Consider the following 19158-nt stretch of genomic DNA (forward strand, 5'->3'; position numbering starts at 1 on the left):
TGTGGAGGTCTTGCAGGCCTCTTTGGCGACCTGCAATTTGAAACAAACCTCATATCTATTCATGTAACCCTCGGGGTTGGATCAGGTGTCCAACTCCTGGGGGTCACTTCATGGATGGGTTTACGGCGTCCCCTGCCACCGGACCCACCCCGCCTACCTACAGGGAACCCGCTTTTGCTTCGGCTGTTGATGTTGCTTTGGCTTCGGCGGGTGCAGGGCGCAGCCCTGCCAGAACGACCCACCCCATTCAGCCAGGCAACTGCAGGTCACAGGATAAACAGACGCCTTGTTGACCCGCTCCGACGGGTCCACATTCCTGTGCAGGAGACGGGCCACCGCCCGTCGTCGAGACACCAGGAGACCTGCATGTCCGCTGCCCCCACCACTGCCATTTCCCGCGATCCGGCCACTGGCCAGCAGATCGCCAGCCACCCCTTCGCCAGTGCCGCCGAACTGGAAACCCTGCTCCAGCGTGGCCAGGCAGGCTTTGCGGCATGGCGCGCACAGAGCCTGGAGCAGCGCGCCGCCGTCCTGCACGCGATGGCGGCCGTCCTGCGGCGTGATCGCGAAAAACTGGCGGCGATGGCCACCGCCGAGATGGGCAAGGTGCAGGCCGAGGCATTGGCCGAAATCGAAAAATGCGCCGTGCTGTGCGACTGGTACGCCGACAACGGCGCGCGGTACCTGCGCGATGAGCCCACGCTGGTGCCCGACAGCAAGGCCTACGTGTCCTACCTGCCGCTGGGCGTGGTGCTGGGCATCATGCCGTGGAACTTCCCGTACTGGCAGGTGATGCGTGCGGCGGTGCCGATCCTGATGGGCGGCAACGGCTTCCTGTTGAAGCCGGCCGAGAACATCGTCGGCACCGCGCAGCTGCTCGATGCCGCCTGGCGCGAAGCCGGCCTGCCCGACGGCACCTTCATCGCGGCCAACATCAGCCGCGAAGGTACCAGTGCAGCCATCGCCGATGACCGCATCGCTGCGGTGACCCTGACCGGCAGCGTCGCCGCCGGCCGCAGCATCGCCGCACAGGCCGGGCAGGCGCTGAAGAAGGTGGTGCTGGAACTGGGCGGCTCGGATCCGTTCATCGTGCTGGCCGATGCCGACCTGGAATCGGCGGTTGATGCGGCGGTGGCCTCGCGCTTCCAGAACACCGGGCAGGTCTGCATCGCCGGCAAGCGCATCATCGTCGAAGACGCGGTGTACGAGCGTTTCGTGTCGCTGTTCAGCGAAAAGGTGCAGGCCCTGACCGTCGGCGATGGCCGCGAAGCGGGCAACCGCATCGGCCCGATGGCGCGGCAGGATCTGCTGGAACAACTGGATGCGCAGGTACGGGCCTCGGTCGATGCCGGTGCGCAGCTGCTGGTGGGCGGCAAGCAGCTTGACCGCCCGGGCAGCTTCTATGCACCGACCGTGCTGGCCGGTGTCGAGCCCGGCATGCAGGCCTTCGATACGGAAACCTTCGGCCCGGTGGCGTCGATCAGCCGCGCCCGTGATGCCGATCATGCGGTGGAACTGGCCAACCAGAGCGAGTTCGGCCTCAGCGGCAACCTGTGGAGTGCCGATCATGAGCGTGCAATGGCGCTGGCGCGGCGCCTGCAGACCGGCGGTGTGTTCGTCAACGGGTTCTCCGCGTCCGACCCACGCGTGCCGATCGGCGGGGTGAAGAAGAGTGGCTTCGGCCGTGAACTGTCGCACTTCGGCATCCGCGAATTCGTCAACGCGCAGACGGTGTGGTTCGACCGTCGTTGACGCCGGGCACCCACCGTTCCTGCCAGCATCCCTGCAACGATCCATCATCACGCACAGCGAGAAGGACGTCATTCCATGTCCAAGGGTTCCGATCTGCTCGTCGCCGCACTCGAAAACGAAGGCGTCGAGCGCATTTTTGGCATTCCCGGTGAGGAGAACCTCGACGTCGTCGAGTCGCTTCGCCATTCCAGCATCGAGCTGGTCATCACCCGCCACGAACAGGCGGCGGTGTTCATGGCTGCCACCTATGGCCGCCTGACCGGCAGGCCGGGCGTGTGCCTGGCCACGCTCGGCCCGGGCGCGCTCAACTTCACCACCGGTGCAGCCTATGCGCTGCTCGGGGCGTGGCCGGTGATCATGATCACCGGGCAGAAGGGCATCGTTGCCAGCAAGCAGGCACGGTTCCAGATCGTCGACATTGTCGCCACCATGAAGCCGCTGACCAAGTCGGCGCGGCAGATCGTCTCGGCGCGCACGATCCCGACCATCGTCCGTGAAGCCTTCCGCACTGCGCTGGAAGAGCGGCCCGGCCCGGTGCTGCTGGAGTTGCCCGAGGACATCGCGGCGATGGAGGTGGAGGACGTTCCGCTGATTCCCCCGCATGCGGTCGACCGCCCGATTGCCAGCCCCGAAGCGCTGGACCGCGCCGCTGAGATCATCCGCGCGGCCAAGCGGCCGCTGCTGATGATCGCCTCGGCGGCCTCGCGGCCACAGTCCAGCGAGGCACTGTCGGCGTTCGTGCTGCGCGCAGGCATTCCGTTCTTCACCACGCAGATGGGCAAAGGCGCGGTGGCCGGTGGGTCGGGCCTGTATGTCGGCACGGCCGCACTGACCGAACGCGACTACGTACACACGGCCATCGACCAGGCCGACGTGATCGTGACCATCGGCCATGAAGTGACCGAGAAACCTCCGTTCGTGATGCGCCCGGGCGGCCCGACCGTGATCCATCTCGGCTACTCGCAGGCGGCGGTGGAACAGGTCTACTTCCCGCAGGTGGAAGTGATCGGCGATATCGGCCGATCGCTGACCCTGCTGGCCGACCGGATCGAGGGCAGGGTGGCCAACGCCGACGCACTGCTGCCGCTGCGCGCGACGATTCTCGAACACATTGCCGATCGTGCCGAGGAAGCGGGATTCACCCCGCAGCGGCTGGTGCACGACGTGCGCCAGGTGATGCCGCCGGACGGCATCGTCGCGCTGGACAATGGCATGTACAAGATATGGTTCGCACGCAATTACCGCACCCAGGTGGCCAACACACTGCTGCTGGACAATGCACTGGCGACGATGGGCGCGGGTCTGCCGTCGGCGATCATGGCCTCGATCCTGTACCCGCAGCGACGGGTACTGGCGGTCTGTGGCGATGGTGGCTTCATGATGAACAGCCAGGAGCTGGAGACGGCGCGCCGGCTTGGCCTGAATCTGGTGGTGCTCATCCTCAACGATGGCGCCTACGGAATGATCCGTTGGAAGCAGGCGGTGGATGGGTTCACCGATTACGGGATGACGTTCGGCAATCCGGATTTCGTGAAGTACGCCGAGGCCTACGGCTGCAGCGGCCACGAGGTGACTGCCATCGAACAGTTCATTCCGACGCTGGAGGCAGCGTTCAACGCCGGCGGCGTGCATCTGGTGTCGGTGCCGATCGACTATTCGGAGAACCAGCGGGTGCTGGTGGACGAGCTGCGGGAGGCGTTCCCCGGAAACGGCTGACGCCGGGCCAGGCGCTGCTGTGGGTGTCGACCTTGGTCGACACAGGGATCGCCAACCAAGGTTGGCGCCTACCGGGGCATCGGTTCCCCGGAATCCGGTAGGTGTCGACCTTGGTCGACACACGGAGCGCCGACCAAGGTTGGCGCCTACCGGGCATCGGTTCCCCGGAATCCGGTAGGTGTCGACCTTGGTCGACACAGGGACCGCCGACCAAGGTTGGCGGCCATCCGGGCGGGCCCGGCCCAGGGCCGGGGCAGGGCGGTTTTGGTATGCTGGGCAACCGGCCGCGCCGGGCGCAAGACTCCCCCCTCACTACACGATTCCCGCAGATCCATGAGCGAAGCTACCGATACCCCCCCCGTCGACGAAAACAAGTTGATCGCCGAGCGCCGTGAGAAACTCAAAGCGCTGCGCGGGCAGGGGATCGCGTACCCGAACGACTTCCGTCGCCAGGACTTCGCCGGCCAGCTGCAGGCCGAGTTCGCCGATGCCGAGGCCTGGACTGCCGAGACCCTGGAAGCCAATGGCCGCCAGGTGAAGATGGCCGGCCGCCTGATGGCCAAGCGGGTCATGGGCAAGGCCAGTTTCGCCCAGATCCAGGACGAGTCCGGCCGCATCCAGCTGTTCCTGCAGGGCAGCGTGCTGGGCGATGCCTACACCGCCTTCAAGGGCTGGGACGTGGGTGACATCATCGCCGTCGAAGGCGGCCTGACCCGCACCAAGACCGGCGAACTGTCGGTCAAGGCCGAGTCGATCCGCCTGCTGACCAAGTCGCTGCGTCCGCTGCCGGACAAGTGGCACGGCCTGGCCGATGTCGAGCAGCGCTACCGCCAGCGCTATGTCGACCTGATCGTGACCCCCGAGTCGCGCGCGGTCTTCATCAAGCGCTCCAAGATCATCCGCGCGATGCGTGCATGGCTGGACAACCGCGACTTCCTCGAAGTCGAAACGCCGATGATGCATTACATCCCCGGCGGCGCGGCGGCCAAGCCGTTCACTACCCACCACAACGCGCTGGACCTGGACCTGTACCTGCGCGTGGCGCCGGAGCTGTACCTCAAGCGCCTGACCGTGGGTGGCCTCGAGCGCGTCTACGAGATCAACCGCAACTTCCGCAACGAAGGCGTCAGCACCCGCCACAACCCGGAATTCACCATGATGGAGCTGTACGAGGCCTATGCCACGTACAACGAAATCATGGACCTGACCGAGGGCGTCATCCGTGACGTGGCCAGGACCGTCAACGACGGCTCCACCGAGGTCGAGTGGGATGGCGCCAACATCGACCTGGGCCCGGCCTTCCGCCGCTGGCGCATGGACGAGGCGGTGCGCCACCACAATCCGGAAATCTCGGCTGCCGACTGCACCGACCGCGATGCGCTGCTGCGTCATTGCGAACGCCTGAAGATCCGCGTCAAGCCGTCTTACGGCTGGGGCAAGCTGCTGCTGGAGATCTTCGAAGCCACCGTCGAGCACACCCTGATCCAGCCCACTTTCATCACCGACCACCCGGTGGAGGTCTCGCCGCTGGCACGTGCCAACGACAATGACCCGGGCTACACCGATCGCTTCGAGCTGTTCGTCAACGGCAAGGAGCTGGCCAATGGTTTCTCCGAGTTGAATGATCCGGAAGACCAGGCCCAGCGCTTCCAGGCCCAGGTGGCGGCGAAGGAAGGCGGCGACGACGAGGCCATGCATTACGACGCCGATTACATCCGTGCGCTGGAGTACGGCATGGCGCCGACCGGCGGCCTCGGCATTGGCGTCGATCGCCTGGTGATGCTGCTGACCGGCAGCAGCTCGATCCGCGACGTGCTGCTGTTCCCGTACATGCGTCCGGAGCAGTAAGCGGCTGATTCGCCCCCCGTTTGTGCGCGCCGTCTCGAAATGAGACGGCGCGATTGACGCATCCCGCACTCGGCGTATCGTTGTTGCACCACCTTGACACCCGCTATGGCTTCATGGGGTAAAGGGGAGGGCTGCAATGTGGAGAACCCGCTTCACATTGTGACGACGATCATGAATCGGGGAGCTTGTGACGGGAGTCGAGCCGATGCAGGGTGCCAGCGTGCACAGCGGCGGGGTATCCTCGCCGGCTGACCTTTCAGCATGGTCGAGAAACCAGGCAGAGAACAGCTTGAACATCGTCATCGTCGATGACCAGACGTCCGCACGGACGATGCTACGTCACGTCATCGAAGACATCGCGCCGGAACTGAGCGTGCATGACTTCGGTGATCCGTTGACTGCATTGGCCTGGTGCGAGGCGCATCCGGTCGATCTGCTGCTGCTTGACTACCGCATGCCGGAAATGGACGGGCTGGAATTCGCCCGCAGATTCCGCCGCCTGCCCAAGCACCGGGATATTCCGGTGATCCTGATTACCGTGGTCGGCGACGAACCGATCCGCCAGGCGGCACTGGAAGCGGGTGTGATCGATTTCCTGGTCAAGCCGATCCGTCCGCGCGAGTTGCGCGCGCGCTGCTACAACCTGCTTCAGCTGCGGCAACAGACTGAGAACGTCAAGCAACGCGCGTTGTCGCTGGAGCAGCGCCTGCTGGCCAGCATGCACGAAGTGGAAGAGCGCGAACGCGAGACGCTTTCGCGCTTGGCGCGTGCGATCGAGTTCCGTGATGCCGGCACCAGCGCCTACCTGGAACGGATGGCCCGCGTGGCCGGGCTGATCGCCGAGCAGCTCGGGCTGCCCGAAGACGACGTCAAGCTGATCGAGATGGCGGCGCCGCTGCATGACATGGGCAAGATCGCCATTCCCGATGCGGTACTGCTCAAGCAGGGCAAGCTCAACGATGAGGAGCTGGCGATCATGCGCAGGCACCCGCGTATCGGCCATGAGCTGCTCAGTGGCAGCCAGAACCGCTTCATCCAGGTGGGGGCGCTGATTGCGCTGCGCCACCACGAGCGTTATGACGGCAGTGGCTATCCCGACGGCCTGGTAGGCGATGCGATTCCGCTGGAAGCGCGCATCGTGGCCGTTGCCGACGTGTTCGATGCGCTGATCTCGCCCCGCCCGTACAAGGAAGCGTGGACGATGGAAGCCACCATGGCCTACCTCTACGCCCAGCGTGGGCGCCTGTTCGATCCGCGCTGCGTGGATGCGCTGCTGCGGGGCCGCGAGCAGCTGGAGCAGATCTGCGCCGAGCACTCCACCGCGTCGGCACGACCGGGGCTGGGCGAGTGAAACGGCTGCTGTCGCGACTGCGGCTGCGCTTGTCCCAGCGCAACGACAGCGAGCACGGGCAGCAGATCGTGCGCATTGTGCTGATCAGCCTGATCCTGGCGTACGTGCTGCTGCCTTCGGCGCGGCACGACCTGCCGCACGCCCAGTACGTGGGCGTGCTGGCGATCGTGTTGACCGGCCTGAGCCTGTCGTTGCTGCTGTTCGGTTGGTTGCTGTGGCGGCCGGAACGGTCCGATCCGCGCCGCGTGCTGGGCATGCTGGCCGATTACGGGTTGATCGCCGCCGGCATGATCCAGATGGGCGAGCCGCTGTCGTGGGTCTACATCGTGGTGATGTGGGTGACCGTCGGCAACGGCATGCGCTTTGGCAACCACTATCTCTACGTGGCTGTGGCCATGGCGATGGTCAGCTTCGGCAGCACCGCGCTGTCCACGCCCTACTGGCAGCAGAACGCACGCCTGGCCATTGGTCTGTGGCTTGGCCTGGCGGCGGTCCCCCTGTATTTTTCAACACTGCTGCGGCAGTTGACCGAAGCAATGGCCGAGGCGCGGCGCGCCAGTGAAGCCAAGAGTCGATTCCTGGCCAACATGAGCCACGAGTTTCGTACCCCACTCAATGGATTGAATGGCATGACAGAAGTGTTGGCCACCACGCGCCTGGACGACGAGCAGCGTGAGTGTGTAAGTACCATCCAGGCGTCATCGCGCAGCCTGCTGGCGCTGGTCGAGGAAGTGCTGGACATCTCGGCGATCGAGGCCGGCAAGCTGCGTGTGGTTGCCGAAGATTTCGTGCTTTCCGAAGTGATCCAGGCGATCGGCCTGATCCTGCTGCCGCAGGCCAAGGCCAAGCGCCTGGACTACCGGGTGAAGGTGGCCGAGACCGTGCCGCATACCCTGCGCGGCGACGTCGGCCATCTGCGCCAGATCCTGCTCAACCTCGCCGGCAATGCGGTCAAGTTCACCGATCACGGTCGGGTCGAGATCCGCGTCGGCGTGGTCCATGCCGATACCCAGGGCGGGGTGCGGCTGCGTTTTGACATTCTCGATACCGGCATCGGCGTGCCGCCGGTGATGCGTCCACGCCTGTTCGAAGCCTTCGAGCAGGCCGACGTCAGCATGGCCCGGCGCCATGAAGGTACCGGCCTGGGCACGACCATCGCCAAGGGTCTGGTCGAGGCGATGGACGGCGAGATCGGTTATCTGGACAACCCGCCGCAGGGCAGCCACTTCTGGGTGGAGCTGCCGTTCGCGCCGCCGCAGCCGGTGGTTCCGGGCGCGGTGCCGACCCTGGCCGCAGGCGAGGAAGCCAGCGCCGGTGGCAATGTCATCGCCTTCGCCGATCCGTTCCTGCGCCATCGCGCGCGGGTGCGCAGCATGCAGATCCTGGTGGCCGATGACCACGAAGCCAACCGCATGGTGCTGCAACGGCTGCTGCAGAAGGCCGGGCACAAGGTGCTGTGCGTGGATGGCGGCGAAGCGGTGCTCGATGCACTGGCCGAGAGCGAGTTCGATGCGGCCATCGTCGACCTGCACATGCCGGGCATGAGTGGCCTGGACATGCTGAAGGAACTGCGGGTGATGCAGGCCGGTGGCGGCCCGCGCACGCCGGTGATGGTGCTCAGCGCCGATGTCACGCCCGAGGCGATCCAGCGTTGCACCCAGGCCGGTGCCCATGCCTTCCTGGCCAAGCCCGTCGTGGCCGTGCGCCTGCTCGACACCCTGGCCGAGATCGCCAACAACGCCCAGCTCAAGGCCGGGGCGCCGCCGATCGTGCGCACCGCCACCAACCTCGACGGTGTGCTCGATACCGGTGTGCTCGACGAGCTGGCCGCGCTGGGCATGGGTGAAGGTTTCGAGCGCGAGTTCATCCGCCAGTGCCTGGAGGATGCCGAGTCCTGCCTGCGCAAGGCCGAGGGCGATGGCGAAGCCGCACGATGGGGTGCTTTCCGCGAACAGTCGCATGCGATCAAGGGCGTGGCCAGCAACCTCGGCCTGGTGCGTGCGTCCAACCGTGCCGGTGAGTTGATGCGGATGGCCGACTGGCAGCTCAAGGCCGAATGGCGGCAGCGCCTGGCCGTGCTGCAGGGCGCGATCAAGGAAGGCCGGCAGGCGCTGGATGCGCGCGCCGAACGCAAGGCACGTGGCATCGCCGACGACGCCGAGCGCTAGCGCCGGGCAGGCCTGGTGCTGCCGAAGCCATAAAAAAAGCCCGGTGGCCAGCCGGGCTTGAACCCTACGGGGGAGGGGAAGGGATCAGGCCACATCCATGTTGGCGCGACGGGTCTGCGCCTTGATCAAACGGTCCATCGTGCGCAGTGAACGATCGCCCAGCGCCAGCGCCGAATCGACCCAGACCTTGGTGATTTCCAGCAGCTCGTCGTAGCTGACTGCCTGCGCCAGGTTGCGCGCGGCGTTCATCGCCAGGTACGACTGCGGCAACCGCTGCTGCTGGCGGATCATCTCCTCGACGACGGCGCGGCCTTCACCCTTCCGGGCCAGCACGTCGACCACGCCCATCGCGTGCATTTCCTCGGCGCTGTAGATGCGCCCGTCGAGGATGATCTTCTCGGCCAGCTGCGGTGACACCCGGCGGCACAGGAACGAATAGGCGCCCATGCCCGGGAACAGGCCGAACAGCACTTCCGGCAGGCCCATGCCGCTGCCTTCCTCGGCCACGATGGTGTGACAGGCCAGCGCCATTTCCAGGCCGCCACCCAATGCATCGCCCTGGATCAGCGCGATCGAGCGGACATCGCCACCGAAGCCGGTGTGCAGGTGGTGCACGCCCTCGACGCAGCGCTGGGCGTAGGTCAGCAGCAGGTCGCGGTTGCCTTCGCGGATCAGGCGGGTGAACAGGTCCAGGTCACCGCCCAGGTTGTAGGCGGCGGCATCGGAGGCCAGCACGAAGTGCCGCAGCTGGCCACTGTGGCGCTGGGCAGGGCTGCGGGTGATGGCGCTCATGTAGCTCCACATCTCATCCAGCATGTCCTTGCGGCAGCAGGGACGCACGCCGGTGGACGCATCGGCGTGCATGAACAGCCAATGTGCAGCGCCGTCGGCGCTGTCTGCGGTGCGGATGGTGGAATAGGGCGAGCCGCTGCTGGGCAGCTTTTCAATGGTACTCATGGAAGGGTCCTCGGCGGTGCGGCCCGCAGATCTAGGTGGTGGCCGGCGGGCCGAACGGTCCACTCACGCGGCGATGCTACACCGGCACCGGGCCCACGCATGCGAAAAGGCCCGGGTCGTTGCCGACCCGGGCCTGAGCGCGTTCAAGTTTCCTGAAACCCTTACGCTGCGGGCGTATCACGCAGTTCGCGACGCAGGATCTTGCCGACGTTGGTCTTCGGCAGCTCTTTTCGGAATTCAACGATTCTGGGGTGCTTGTAGCCGGTCAGGTTGGCCCGGGCGTGTTCCTTGACCATCTCCGCGGTCAGGTTCGGGTCCTTCTTGACGATGACCACCTTGACCACCTCACCGGACTTCTCGTCCGGCACACCGACCGCGGCCACTTCCAGCACGCCCGGCATCATCGCGATCACATCCTCGACTTCGTTCGGGTACACGTTGAAGCCGGACACCAGGATCATGTCCTTCTTGCGGTCGACGATGTAGAAGAAGCCGTGTTCGTCCATCTTCGCCATGTCGCCGGTGTGCAGCCAGTCGTCGGCGTCGATCGCCTTGGCCGTTTCTTCCGGGCGCTGCCAGTAACCCTTCATCACCTGCGGGCCGCGGATGCACAGTTCGCCCACTTCGCCCAGCGCCAGGATGTTGCCGTTGTCGTCCTTGATGCAGGCATCGGTGGACGGAATCGGCAGGCCGATCGAGCCGTTGTACTCGGCCAGGGTGAGCGGGTTGATGCACGCCGCCGGCGAGGTTTCGGTCAGGCCATAGGCCTCGACCAGGGTCACCCCGGTGGTCTTCTTCCAGCGCTCGGCCACCGCACGCTGCACGGCCATGCCGCCGCCCAGGGTGACCTTCAGCGAAGAGAAATCGACCGTGTCGAAGCCGGGAGTGTTGAGCAGGCCGTTGAACAGGGTGTTGACGCCGGTGATGGCGGTGAAGCGCACCGACTTGAGCTCCTTGACGAACCCCTTCATGTCACGCGGATTGGTGATCAGATGGTTGCAGCCACCGAACTTCATGAAGACCAGGCCGTTGGCCGTCAACGCGAAGATGTGGTACAGCGGCAGGGCGGTGATGATCCACTCCTTGCCCATCTCGATGCCCGACGCACTGATCCAGGCCGAGGCCTGCTGCATGTTGGCGATCAGGTTGCGGTTGGTCAGCATCGCGCCCTTGGCCACGCCGGTGGTGCCGCCGGTGTACTGCAGGAACGCCACGTCGTCGTGATCGATCTCGACCTTGGGCAGCGTATGCCGGCTGCCCAGCTTGAGCGCCTGCTTGAAGCGGATCGCACCCTTCAGATGGTAGTTGGGCACCATCTTCTTGATGTACTTGAGCACGAAATTGACGATCGCGCCCTTGGCCCCGAGCAGGTCGCCCAGGCCGGTGGTGATGACCTGCTTGACCTGGGTATCGGCGATGACCTGTTCGACGGTGTCGCCGAAGTTGTCGACCACCACCAGTGCGGTCACGCCGGCATCGACCAGCTGGTGCTTGAGCTCGCGCGCGGTGTACAGCGGATTGACGTTGACCACGGTCAGGCCGGCGCGCAGCACGCCGAAGGTGGCCACAGGGTACTGCAGGCAGTTGGGCATCATCAGGGCGACGCGGTCGCCCTTCTTGAGCTTCAGTTCGCCCAGCAGGTAGGCCGCGAACTGCTCGACCAGGGCATCGGTCTCACCATAGGTGAGGGTCTTGCCGAAACTGGAGTAGGCCGGTCGGTCGCGGTACTTCGCGACGGAGGCGTCGAAGACCGAGACTACCGAATGGAATTCGTTGACGTCGATCTCGGCGGGAACGCCTTTCGGATAGCTCTGCAGCCAGGGACGATCCAGACTCATATTCCCCCTCCAGGAATCGTAATGATGGGTGCGGCGCGGACAGTATCCGCCAGAACCGCTCACCGCAGCATACCGTTCCGTAGGGAAAACGCGAAGGGGGCGCGAAGAACGCGCCCCCGGGGTGCATGAGCGCCCATCAAGGTGGGCATCCACCGGAGATCGGTGTCCGCCGTTTGCGGGCGATTCGCGTCAGCCCTTGCTGCGCACCGGTGCACCATTGGCCTTGTAGTACGGCGCGGTGCTGCGGGCCAGCGGGGTGCGGCCACGGATCACGTCGGCCAGCTTCTCGGCAATCATGATGGTCGGCGCGTTGAGGTTGCCGGTGACCACCTGCGGCATGATCGAGGCATCGACGATGCGCAGGCCTTCCAGGCCATGCACGCGGCCCTGGCCGTCGACCACGGCCATCGGATCATCGGCGTGGCCCATCTTGTTCGAGCAGGACGGGTGGTAGGCGGTTTCGGCATGCTCGCGCACGAACGCATCGATCTGCGCATCGGTCTGCAGGGCGCTGCCCGGCGAGATCTCACGGCCGCTGTACGGTGCCAGCGCCGGCTGCGCGAAGATCTCGCGGGTGATCCGGATCGCCGAACGGAACTCGCGCCAGTCCTGGTCATGCGACATGTAGTTGAACAGGATGCTGGGGTCTTCGCGCGGATCCTTCGAGCGCACGTGGATACGGCCACGGCTGGGCGAACGCATCGAGCCGACATGCATCTGGAAGCTGTGCGCCTTGATCGGGTTGGAGCCGTTGTAATTGATCGCCACCGGCAGGAAGTGGTACTGCAGGTTCGGCCAGTCGAACTCGGCATCGCTGCGGATGAAGCCGCCGGCTTCGAACTGGTTGCTGGCGCCGATACCGGTGCCCAGGAACAGCCACTCGGCGCCGATCGCCGGCTGGTTGTACAGCTTCAGTGCCGGGGCCAGCGACACCGGCTTCTTGCACTCGTACTGCAGGTACATTTCCAGGTGGTCCTGCAGGTTGGCGCCGACGCCGGGCAGGTGGTGCACCAGGTCGATATCCAGGCTGCGCAGCAGGTCGGCCGGGCCGACACCGGAGCGCTGCAGGATCTGCGGCGAGGCGATGGCGCCGCCGCACAGCAGCACTTCGCGGCGGGCGGTGGCGCGCTGCGGCTGGTCGTTGTGCAGCCACTGCACTCCCACCGCGCGCTTGCCCGAGAACAGGATGCGGTCGGTCAGCGCGTGGGTGACGATGGTCAGGTTCGGGCGCGGCTTGGCCAGGTCCAGGTAGCCGCGGGCGGTGCTGGAGCGACGGCCCTTCGGGGTCACCGTGCGGTCCATCGGGCCGAAGCCTTCCTGCTGGTAGCCGTTGAGATCGTCGGTGCGCGGGTAACCGGCCTGCACGCCGGCCTCGACCATCGCCGCGAACAGTTCGTTGTTGCCGGCCTTGGGCGTGGTGACGCGCAGCGGGCCGTCGCCGCCGTGGTAATCGTTGGCGCCGATGTCACGGGTTTCCGCCTTGCGGAAATACGGCAGGCAGTCCAGGTAGGTCCAGTCTTCCAGGCCCGGCATGCCGGCCCAGTTGTCATAGTCCATGGCGTTGCCGCGGATGTAGCACATGCCGTTGATCAGCGACGAACCGCCCAGGCCCTTGCCGCGGCCGCAGTCCATCCGGCGGTTGTTCATGAAGGGCTCGGGATCGGTCTTGTACGCCCAGTTGTAGCGGCGGCCCTGCAGCGGGAACGCCAGCGCGGCCGGCATCTGGGTGCGGAAATCGAGCCGGTAGTCCGGGCCACCGGCTTCCAGCAGCAGCACGCTGACATCGGCATCTTCGGTGAGGCGGGTGGCCAGCACGTTGCCGGCCGAACCGGCGCCGATGATGATGTAGTCGTACTCGTTAGAGGTGCTCATGGTTGCTCTCCTTCGGGCCGGGCGCGCTGCATGCAGGCGTCCCGGCGGAATGTCGGACCGGCGCGGAGGCCGGACGGTAGGCGCCGATCAGGCGGCGCCGCTCAGAACACGCTGGCGTAGTCACCCAGTTCGACCTGCACCGACTTGATGCGGGTGTAGTGGCCGAGGGTGGAAATACCGTTCTCGCGGCCGACGCCGGACTGCTTGTAGCCACCGACCGGCATTTCGGCCGGCGATTCGCCCCAGGTATTGATCCAGCAGATGCCGGCTTCCAGGCGGTGGATGATGCGATGGGCGCGGCTGACATCCTTGCTGACCACACCGGCGGCCAGGCCGAACTCGGTGTCGTTGGCGCGGCGCACCACTTCGTCCTCGTCGTCGTAGGCGAGGATGCTCATCACCGGCCCGAAGATCTCCTCGCGGACGATGGTCATGTCATCGCGGCAGTCGGAGAACACCGTCGGCAGCACGTAAGCGCCGTCGGCCAGAGCCGCATCGGTGGCACGTCCGCCACCGATCAGCAGGCGGGCGCCTTCGGCCTTGCCGCTTTCGATGTAGCGCAGCACGTTTTCCATGTGCGGGAAGCTGGTCAGCGGACCGAAGTTGGTGTCGGCTGCCATCGGGTCGCCGATGCGGATGCGCTTCACGCGCTCGACCACGGCAGCTTCGAATGCGGCCAGCATGCTGCGCGGCACGAACACGCGGGTGCCGTTGGTGCAGACCTGGCCGGAGCTGAAGAAGTTGGCCATCACCGCGATGTCGGCGGCGCGGTCCAGGTCGGCGTCGTCACAGATCACCAGTGGCGACTTGCCGCCCAGTTCCATGGTCACTTCCTTCAGCGACGAGGATGCCGCGCTGGCCATCACCTTCTTGCCGGTGGCGACGCCGCCGGTGAAGGAAATCTTCTCGATCACCGGATGTTCGGTCAGCCAGTTGCCGATCTCGCGGCCCGGGCCCTGCACGACGTTGAACACGCCATCGGGGACGCCGGCCTCGGTCTAGATCTCGGCCAGTTTGATCGCGGTCAGCGGGGTCACTTCGGACGGTTTGAACACCATCGCATTGCCGGCCGCCAGGGCCGGCGCCGACTTCCACATGGCGATCTGGATCGGGTAGTTCCAGGCGCCGATGCCGGCGACCACGCCCAGCGGCTCGCGGCGGGTGTAGAAGAAGCTGGATTCGCGCAGCGGCAGCTGGATGCCTTCGATGGCGGTGGCCAGGCCGGCGTAGTACTCCAGCACGTCGGCGCCGGTGACGATGTCCACGGTGGTGGTTTCGGCCAGGGCCTTGCCGGTGTCCAGCGTTTCCAGGTGGGCCAGCTCGTCGTTGCGCTCACGCAGGATCTCCACCGCGCGGCGCAGGATGCGCGAGCGCTCCATCGCGGTCAGCGCTGCCCATGCCTTCTGGCCTTCGGTTGCGCTTTCCACTGCGCGCTCGACGTCGGCCTGGCTGGCGATCTGTACCTGCGCCAGCACCTGGCCGGTGGCCGGGTTGACGGTCTGGAAGGTCTTGCCGCTGGTGGCATCGACGCGGCGGCCATGGATGTAGAGCTGTTGGACGGGCAGGGCGGTCATGGGCGTACTCCTGGGAAGGGGGCGGGGTGCTGATGCGCTTATAGCGCGTCGGCCTGCAACTGGAAGTCGATATAGCCGTAGGCGATGCGGCGGGCCTTGTCGGCGTTGAAGTCGCCGCCGACCAGGCTGCCACGCAGCCACAGGCCATCGATCATCGCGGCCAGGCCGCGGGCGGCCAGGCGCGCCTGCGGGTGGGGCAGCAGGCGGTTGAACTGGTGGCACAGATTGGAGAACAGGCGCTGGTCGTTGGCGCGCTGCAGCCGGGTCAGTTCCGGCTGGTGCATGCTCGCGGCCCAGAACGTCAGCCATACACGCATGGCGGTACCGTTGGTCTGGCTGTCGTCGAAGTTGCCATCGACGATGGCGCGCAGCTGGTCGCGCGGGTCGGTGCCGGCGGCGTCGCGGTAGCGGGCCACGGCAACCTTGAGTTCGCGCAGGATCTGCCGCATCGCGGCATTGAGCAGGCCGTCCTTGTCGCCGAAGTAGTGGGCGACGATGCCGCTGGACAGGCCGGCCTTGCGGGCGATGGTGGCAACCGTCGCGTCGGCCATGCCGATCTCGTCGATGGTCTGGAAGGTGGCCCGGATCAGCTGTTCGCGCCGTACCGGTTCCACGCCTTTCTTCGGCATCGTCTCTCCAATGATTGCGACCCGGAATGCCGGGCTGGAGAAGATCATACTTTTTATTGATTGAACGTTCAATCAATAAACCCTACGATGCCCCTCGCGCCCCCACGCCATGGGCCCGGTTTCCGGTCCGGCCCCGCCCATGTGCCTCCCCGGACTGATGAGACGATCCCATGTCTGCCCTGGCTCATCCCAAGCGCGCGCCCCTGCGCTTGAACCGTTTCGTGTTCTTCAGCTCTTCGGTCTCCATCGGCATCCTCGGTGCGCTGACCGTGTTCTTCCCGGCGGCCAGCGAACACTGGCTGCAATGGGCCCAGGCCGAAGTGTCGGCCGCGTTCGGCTGGTGGTACATGCTGCTGATCGTGGCCTGCCTGGGCTTCGTGCTGTGGCTGGCGTTCTCGCCGTACGGCCGCATCCGCCTGGGCCACAACGAGGAGTCACCCGCCTTCGGCTACGTGGCCTGGGTGTCGATGCTGTTCTCGGCCGGCATCGGCATCGCGCTGCTGTATTACGGCGCCTACGAGCCGCTGGACCACTTCCTCAATCCGCCCGGCCAGCCCGGTGGCACCGTGGCCGCCGGCCGCGAGGCGATGGTGCTGACCTTCCTGCACTGGGGCCTGCATGGCTGGGCGCTGTACGCGCTGGTCGGCGTGGCCCTGGGCTACTTCGCCTACCGCCGCAACCTGCCGCTGGCCCTGCGGTCGGCGCTGTACCCGATCTTCGGTGAACGCATCCATGGCCGCATCGGTGACATGGTCGATGGCTTCGGCATCCTCGCCACGCTGATCTCGATGGTGACCAACCTCGGCATCGGCGCGCTGGTGGTGCAGTCCGGCCTGGTGTACCTGTTCAACGTGCCCGACACCCCGCAGGTGCTGGTGGCGATCGTGCTGGTGATGATGGTGGTGGCCACCATCGGTGTGGTCGCCGGGGTGGAAAAGGGCATCGCGTGGTTGTCCAACCTCAACGTGCGCCTGCTGTGCCTGCTGCTGCTGTTCGTGCTGGTGACCGGGCCCACGCTGCACCTGTTCGACGGACTGGTGCAGAACACCGGTGACTATCTGGGCGCCTTCGTGCGCAAGAGCTTCGACATGTACCTCAACGACCCGAAGGGGCGTGAGTGGAGGGGCTCGTGGACGCTGTTCTACTGGGCCTGGTGGATCGCCTGGGCGCCGTTCGTCGGCCTGTTCGTTGCGCGCATCTCGCGTGGCCGCACCATCCGCGAAGTGATCATGGGCGTGCTGCTGATCCCGCTCGGTTTCACCCTGGCGTGGCTGTCGATCTTCGGCAATACCGCCATCGACCTGGTGTTGAACCACGGCCAGGCGGTACTGGGCGCGGTGGCCCAGCACGATGCGGCGATGACGTTGTTCAAGCTCCTGGAATACCTGCCTGCCGCGCCCTACGTTGCCGGTGCAGCGGTGGTGATTGGATTCGTGCTGTTCCTGACCCCGGTCGATTCGGGCACGCTGATGATCGCCAACCTGTGCACGCGTCGCGTCGACGATGGGGTGGAAGATGGGCATGACGCACCGATCTGGTTGCGCGTGTTCTGGGCGGCCGGCATCACCGTGGCCAGCGTCGGCCTGCTGCTGGCCGGCAACTTCAGTGCGATGCAGACGGCGGTGGTGCTGTGCGGGTTGCCGTTCTCGTTCATCCTGGCGCTGTACATGATCGGGCTGCTGCGTGCGCTGCGCACCGATCCGGATGCGCCGCGCCGCTAGCTGCACGTATCAGCCGCTGCGCAGGGCGGCTTCCATCAAGGCCGCCGCCCATGCTGGCGTGCGCTGCAGCTGCTGCAGGTCGTCGGCGGCGGGCCAGTGCAGGTGGCCGTCTTCCATCTGCAGCAGCAGCTGCGGGTCGGGCACCACCTCGCCGGGGCCGACGTCGATGCTGTTGTCGTAGACCTGCAGCTGCGCCAGCACCGGCATCAGGCCGATCAGGTTGGCCTGTGCCAGCGGCCAGCGGCGGCGGATATCGGCCTCGCTGATGGGATGGCCGCCGGCACGTACCCGCGATTGCACCCGGGCGATGTGCTGCTCGGGGCTGGACAGGCCGCAGAACCACACCAGTACATCGTGGCTGCGGCTGGCTTCGTGCAGCAGCGTAGTGATCGAGCGGCCGCCGAGGGTGGTCTCAAAGGCATGGTTGCGGCCCCGCTGCAATGCATCGCGCAGCCGATTGACGCCCTCCGTCCATGCCTGTGCATTGGCTTCGGCCTGGCTCAGGCCGGTCTGTCCGCGCAGGGCACGGGCGAACGTATCCGGGTTGAACCAGTCCAGCCCGGCGTCGCGCAGGACCTGGCCGCCGATCGAGCTCTTGCCGGCGCCGTTGACGCCCGCCAGCACGTACAGGAACGGCCGTGGCATCAGTGGCCCGAGCCGGCCTTGAGCTTGCCCTGCAGGCGGGCAGGGCGGCGCAGCAGGTCGCGCGCGGTGTCACCGGCGTCTGCCTGCTGCAGCACGGCCAGGCGCTGGTCGAAGCCGGCGCGCAGTTCGTCCAGCCCGGCGGGCTGCACGCGCAGTTCTTCCAGTGAGTTCTCGAGGGCTTCCACCCGCGCCTGCAGGGCGCGGTACTGCTCGATGGAAACGATCACCGCCTGCGGCTCGCTGTGGTTGGTGACCACCACCATGCGCTGCTCGCGGACCTCCTGCATCACCTTGCGCCAGTGCTCCTTCACCGAGGAGGCAGTGGTGTGGGTCAGCTCGTTGATCGGATCGAATCGGACGGGGGCGTAAAGCATGGCGGCGCTCCACAGGAGATGGGATCAACCTACTCCTATTTTATGTGAATTGCATGAATAGTGAAAAATATGAAATAAGTATCACGTCGTCTGCGCGGGGCAGTCGACCCCGGTTCTGCCGGTCGGGCGGTTTTCGTAGTGTTCTGACAGACAGTCGGCCCCCGGCGCGGTCACCATCAGAGCTCCTGTCGCGAGGGCGATCCGATGATGAATCGAAGTGTGGGGTGTGCCGTTCTGTTGCTGCTGTCTGCGCCTGCCGCAGCCGCGCCTGATCCGATCGTCCAGGTGAACTACCCGGTCATCGCGCTGGGGGAAACCGAGACGCTGCGCCTGCAGTTGAGCGCCCATCCGGGTGGGCTGCCTGGCGCGTTGGTGACCTATTCCATTCACATGAACCGCCTCGACAGTGGGCACAGCAGCGGGTACCGGGTGCTGGAAGTGCGATGCCCGCCGGAGTTCCTCTCCAATGTGTACAGCGGCCACGCCGGCGCGGTGTGCTACCGCGAATCGGGTACGCCGCATGCTGCGGGCCGGATGGAGGTGACGGTGTTCAACGAAGACGCGCCCGATGGCCATCTGCAATGGGATGATGGGCTGCGGTCGCTGGACCGCAGCGCTCCGCCGGTGAAGGCCGCATGGCACCTGTTCGGAGTGCGGCCCTGATAGCCGCCGGGCATGGCCCGGCGCTACCGGTGAGGCGTACGGATTGAGCC

Annotated in this window: 13 protein-coding genes and 1 pseudogene; 7 read left to right on the plus strand and 7 right to left on the minus strand. The window is 66.0% G+C overall.

The features are described 5' to 3' along the window. Nucleotides 1–366 precede the first annotated feature (366 nt). The 5 genes from ACVOLJ_RS17445 to ACVOLJ_RS17465 all read left to right on the plus strand — a co-directional run bounded on the left by ACVOLJ_RS17445 (nt 367) and on the right by ACVOLJ_RS17465 (nt 8835). Nucleotides 367–1752, plus strand: coding sequence for an NAD-dependent succinate-semialdehyde dehydrogenase (locus tag ACVOLJ_RS17445; protein WP_481564703.1), 1386 nt, complete (start codon nt 367–369; stop codon nt 1750–1752). A 75-nt stretch (nt 1753–1827) separates the two neighbouring features. Next, nucleotides 1828–3468 carry an acetolactate synthase large subunit gene (locus tag ACVOLJ_RS17450; RefSeq protein WP_475279852.1) on the plus strand — a complete coding sequence of 547 codons (1641 nt, stop codon included), beginning with the start codon at nt 1828–1830 and terminating at the stop codon, nt 3466–3468. A 333-nt stretch (nt 3469–3801) separates the two neighbouring features. Beyond that, nucleotides 3802–5316: a lysine--tRNA ligase gene (gene lysS / locus ACVOLJ_RS17455; RefSeq protein WP_481564704.1), complete on the plus strand. Its 1515-nt coding sequence runs from the start codon at nt 3802–3804 to the stop codon at nt 5314–5316. A 205-nt stretch (nt 5317–5521) separates the two neighbouring features. After that, nucleotides 5522–6667: a cyclic di-GMP phosphodiesterase response regulator RpfG gene (rpfG, locus tag ACVOLJ_RS17460; protein ID WP_475279854.1), complete on the plus strand. Its 1146-nt coding sequence runs from the start codon at nt 5522–5524 to the stop codon at nt 6665–6667. Next, nucleotides 6664–8835 (plus strand): response regulator, encoded by a 2172-nt coding sequence (locus tag ACVOLJ_RS17465; RefSeq protein ID WP_481564705.1) that lies wholly within the window; start codon nt 6664–6666, stop codon nt 8833–8835. Before rpfG ends, ACVOLJ_RS17465 begins: the two co-directional genes overlap by 4 nt. Before the next feature lie 84 nt (nt 8836–8919). On the opposite strand, the gene ACVOLJ_RS17470 is transcribed toward ACVOLJ_RS17465, so the two are convergent. From ACVOLJ_RS17470 to betI, 5 genes and pseudogenes are all read right to left on the minus strand, one after another. Then, a complete protein-coding gene (locus ACVOLJ_RS17470; RefSeq protein ID WP_475279856.1) occupies nt 8920–9792 on the minus strand; it encodes a crotonase/enoyl-CoA hydratase family protein in 873 nt (290 codons plus the stop codon). A gap of 161 nt (nt 9793–9953) precedes the next feature. Then, a complete protein-coding gene (locus tag ACVOLJ_RS17475; protein ID WP_475279857.1) occupies nt 9954–11630 on the minus strand; it encodes a long-chain fatty acid--CoA ligase in 1677 nt (558 codons plus the stop codon). Nucleotides 11631–11819: 189 nt separating this feature from the next. After that, complete coding sequence (betA, locus tag ACVOLJ_RS17480; protein ID WP_475279858.1) at nt 11820–13502, minus strand: choline dehydrogenase; 1683 nt, start codon at nt 13500–13502, stop codon at nt 11820–11822. A gap of 101 nt (nt 13503–13603) precedes the next feature. After that, nucleotides 13604–15076 (minus strand): annotated as a pseudogene (betB, locus tag ACVOLJ_RS17485) (betaine-aldehyde dehydrogenase). A 38-nt stretch (nt 15077–15114) separates the two neighbouring features. After that, the gene (gene betI / locus ACVOLJ_RS17490; protein WP_475279860.1) at nt 15115–15705 is read right to left on the minus strand and encodes a transcriptional regulator BetI; all 591 of its coding nucleotides are present in this window, start codon (nt 15703–15705) and stop codon (nt 15115–15117) included. A gap of 170 nt (nt 15706–15875) precedes the next feature. On the opposite strand from betI, the gene ACVOLJ_RS17495 reads away from it, so the two are divergent. Beyond that, complete coding sequence (locus ACVOLJ_RS17495) at nt 15876–17426, plus strand: BCCT family transporter (RefSeq protein ID WP_481564706.1); 1551 nt, start codon at nt 15876–15878, stop codon at nt 17424–17426. Between the two features lie 9 nt (nt 17427–17435). Here the strand turns inward: ACVOLJ_RS17495 and ACVOLJ_RS17500 are convergent, their stop codons facing one another. Both ACVOLJ_RS17500 and ACVOLJ_RS17505 read right to left on the minus strand, forming a co-directional pair. Beyond that, nucleotides 17436–18071 (minus strand): ATPase, encoded by a 636-nt coding sequence (locus ACVOLJ_RS17500; RefSeq protein WP_481564707.1) that lies wholly within the window; start codon nt 18069–18071, stop codon nt 17436–17438. Next, nucleotides 18071–18445 (minus strand): type II toxin-antitoxin system prevent-host-death family antitoxin, encoded by a 375-nt coding sequence (locus tag ACVOLJ_RS17505; protein ID WP_475279863.1) that lies wholly within the window; start codon nt 18443–18445, stop codon nt 18071–18073. Before ACVOLJ_RS17505 ends, ACVOLJ_RS17500 begins: the two co-directional genes overlap by 1 nt. Before the next feature lie 204 nt (nt 18446–18649). On the opposite strand from ACVOLJ_RS17505, the gene ACVOLJ_RS17510 reads away from it, so the two are divergent. Then, on the plus strand, nt 18650–19108 hold the full coding sequence (locus ACVOLJ_RS17510; protein ID WP_481564708.1) for a hypothetical protein: 459 nt from the start codon (nt 18650–18652) through the stop codon (nt 19106–19108). The last annotated feature ends 50 nt before the right edge of the window (nt 19109–19158 follow it).

The sequence above is a fragment of the Stenotrophomonas sp. STEN046 genome, from assembly GCF_056759755.1.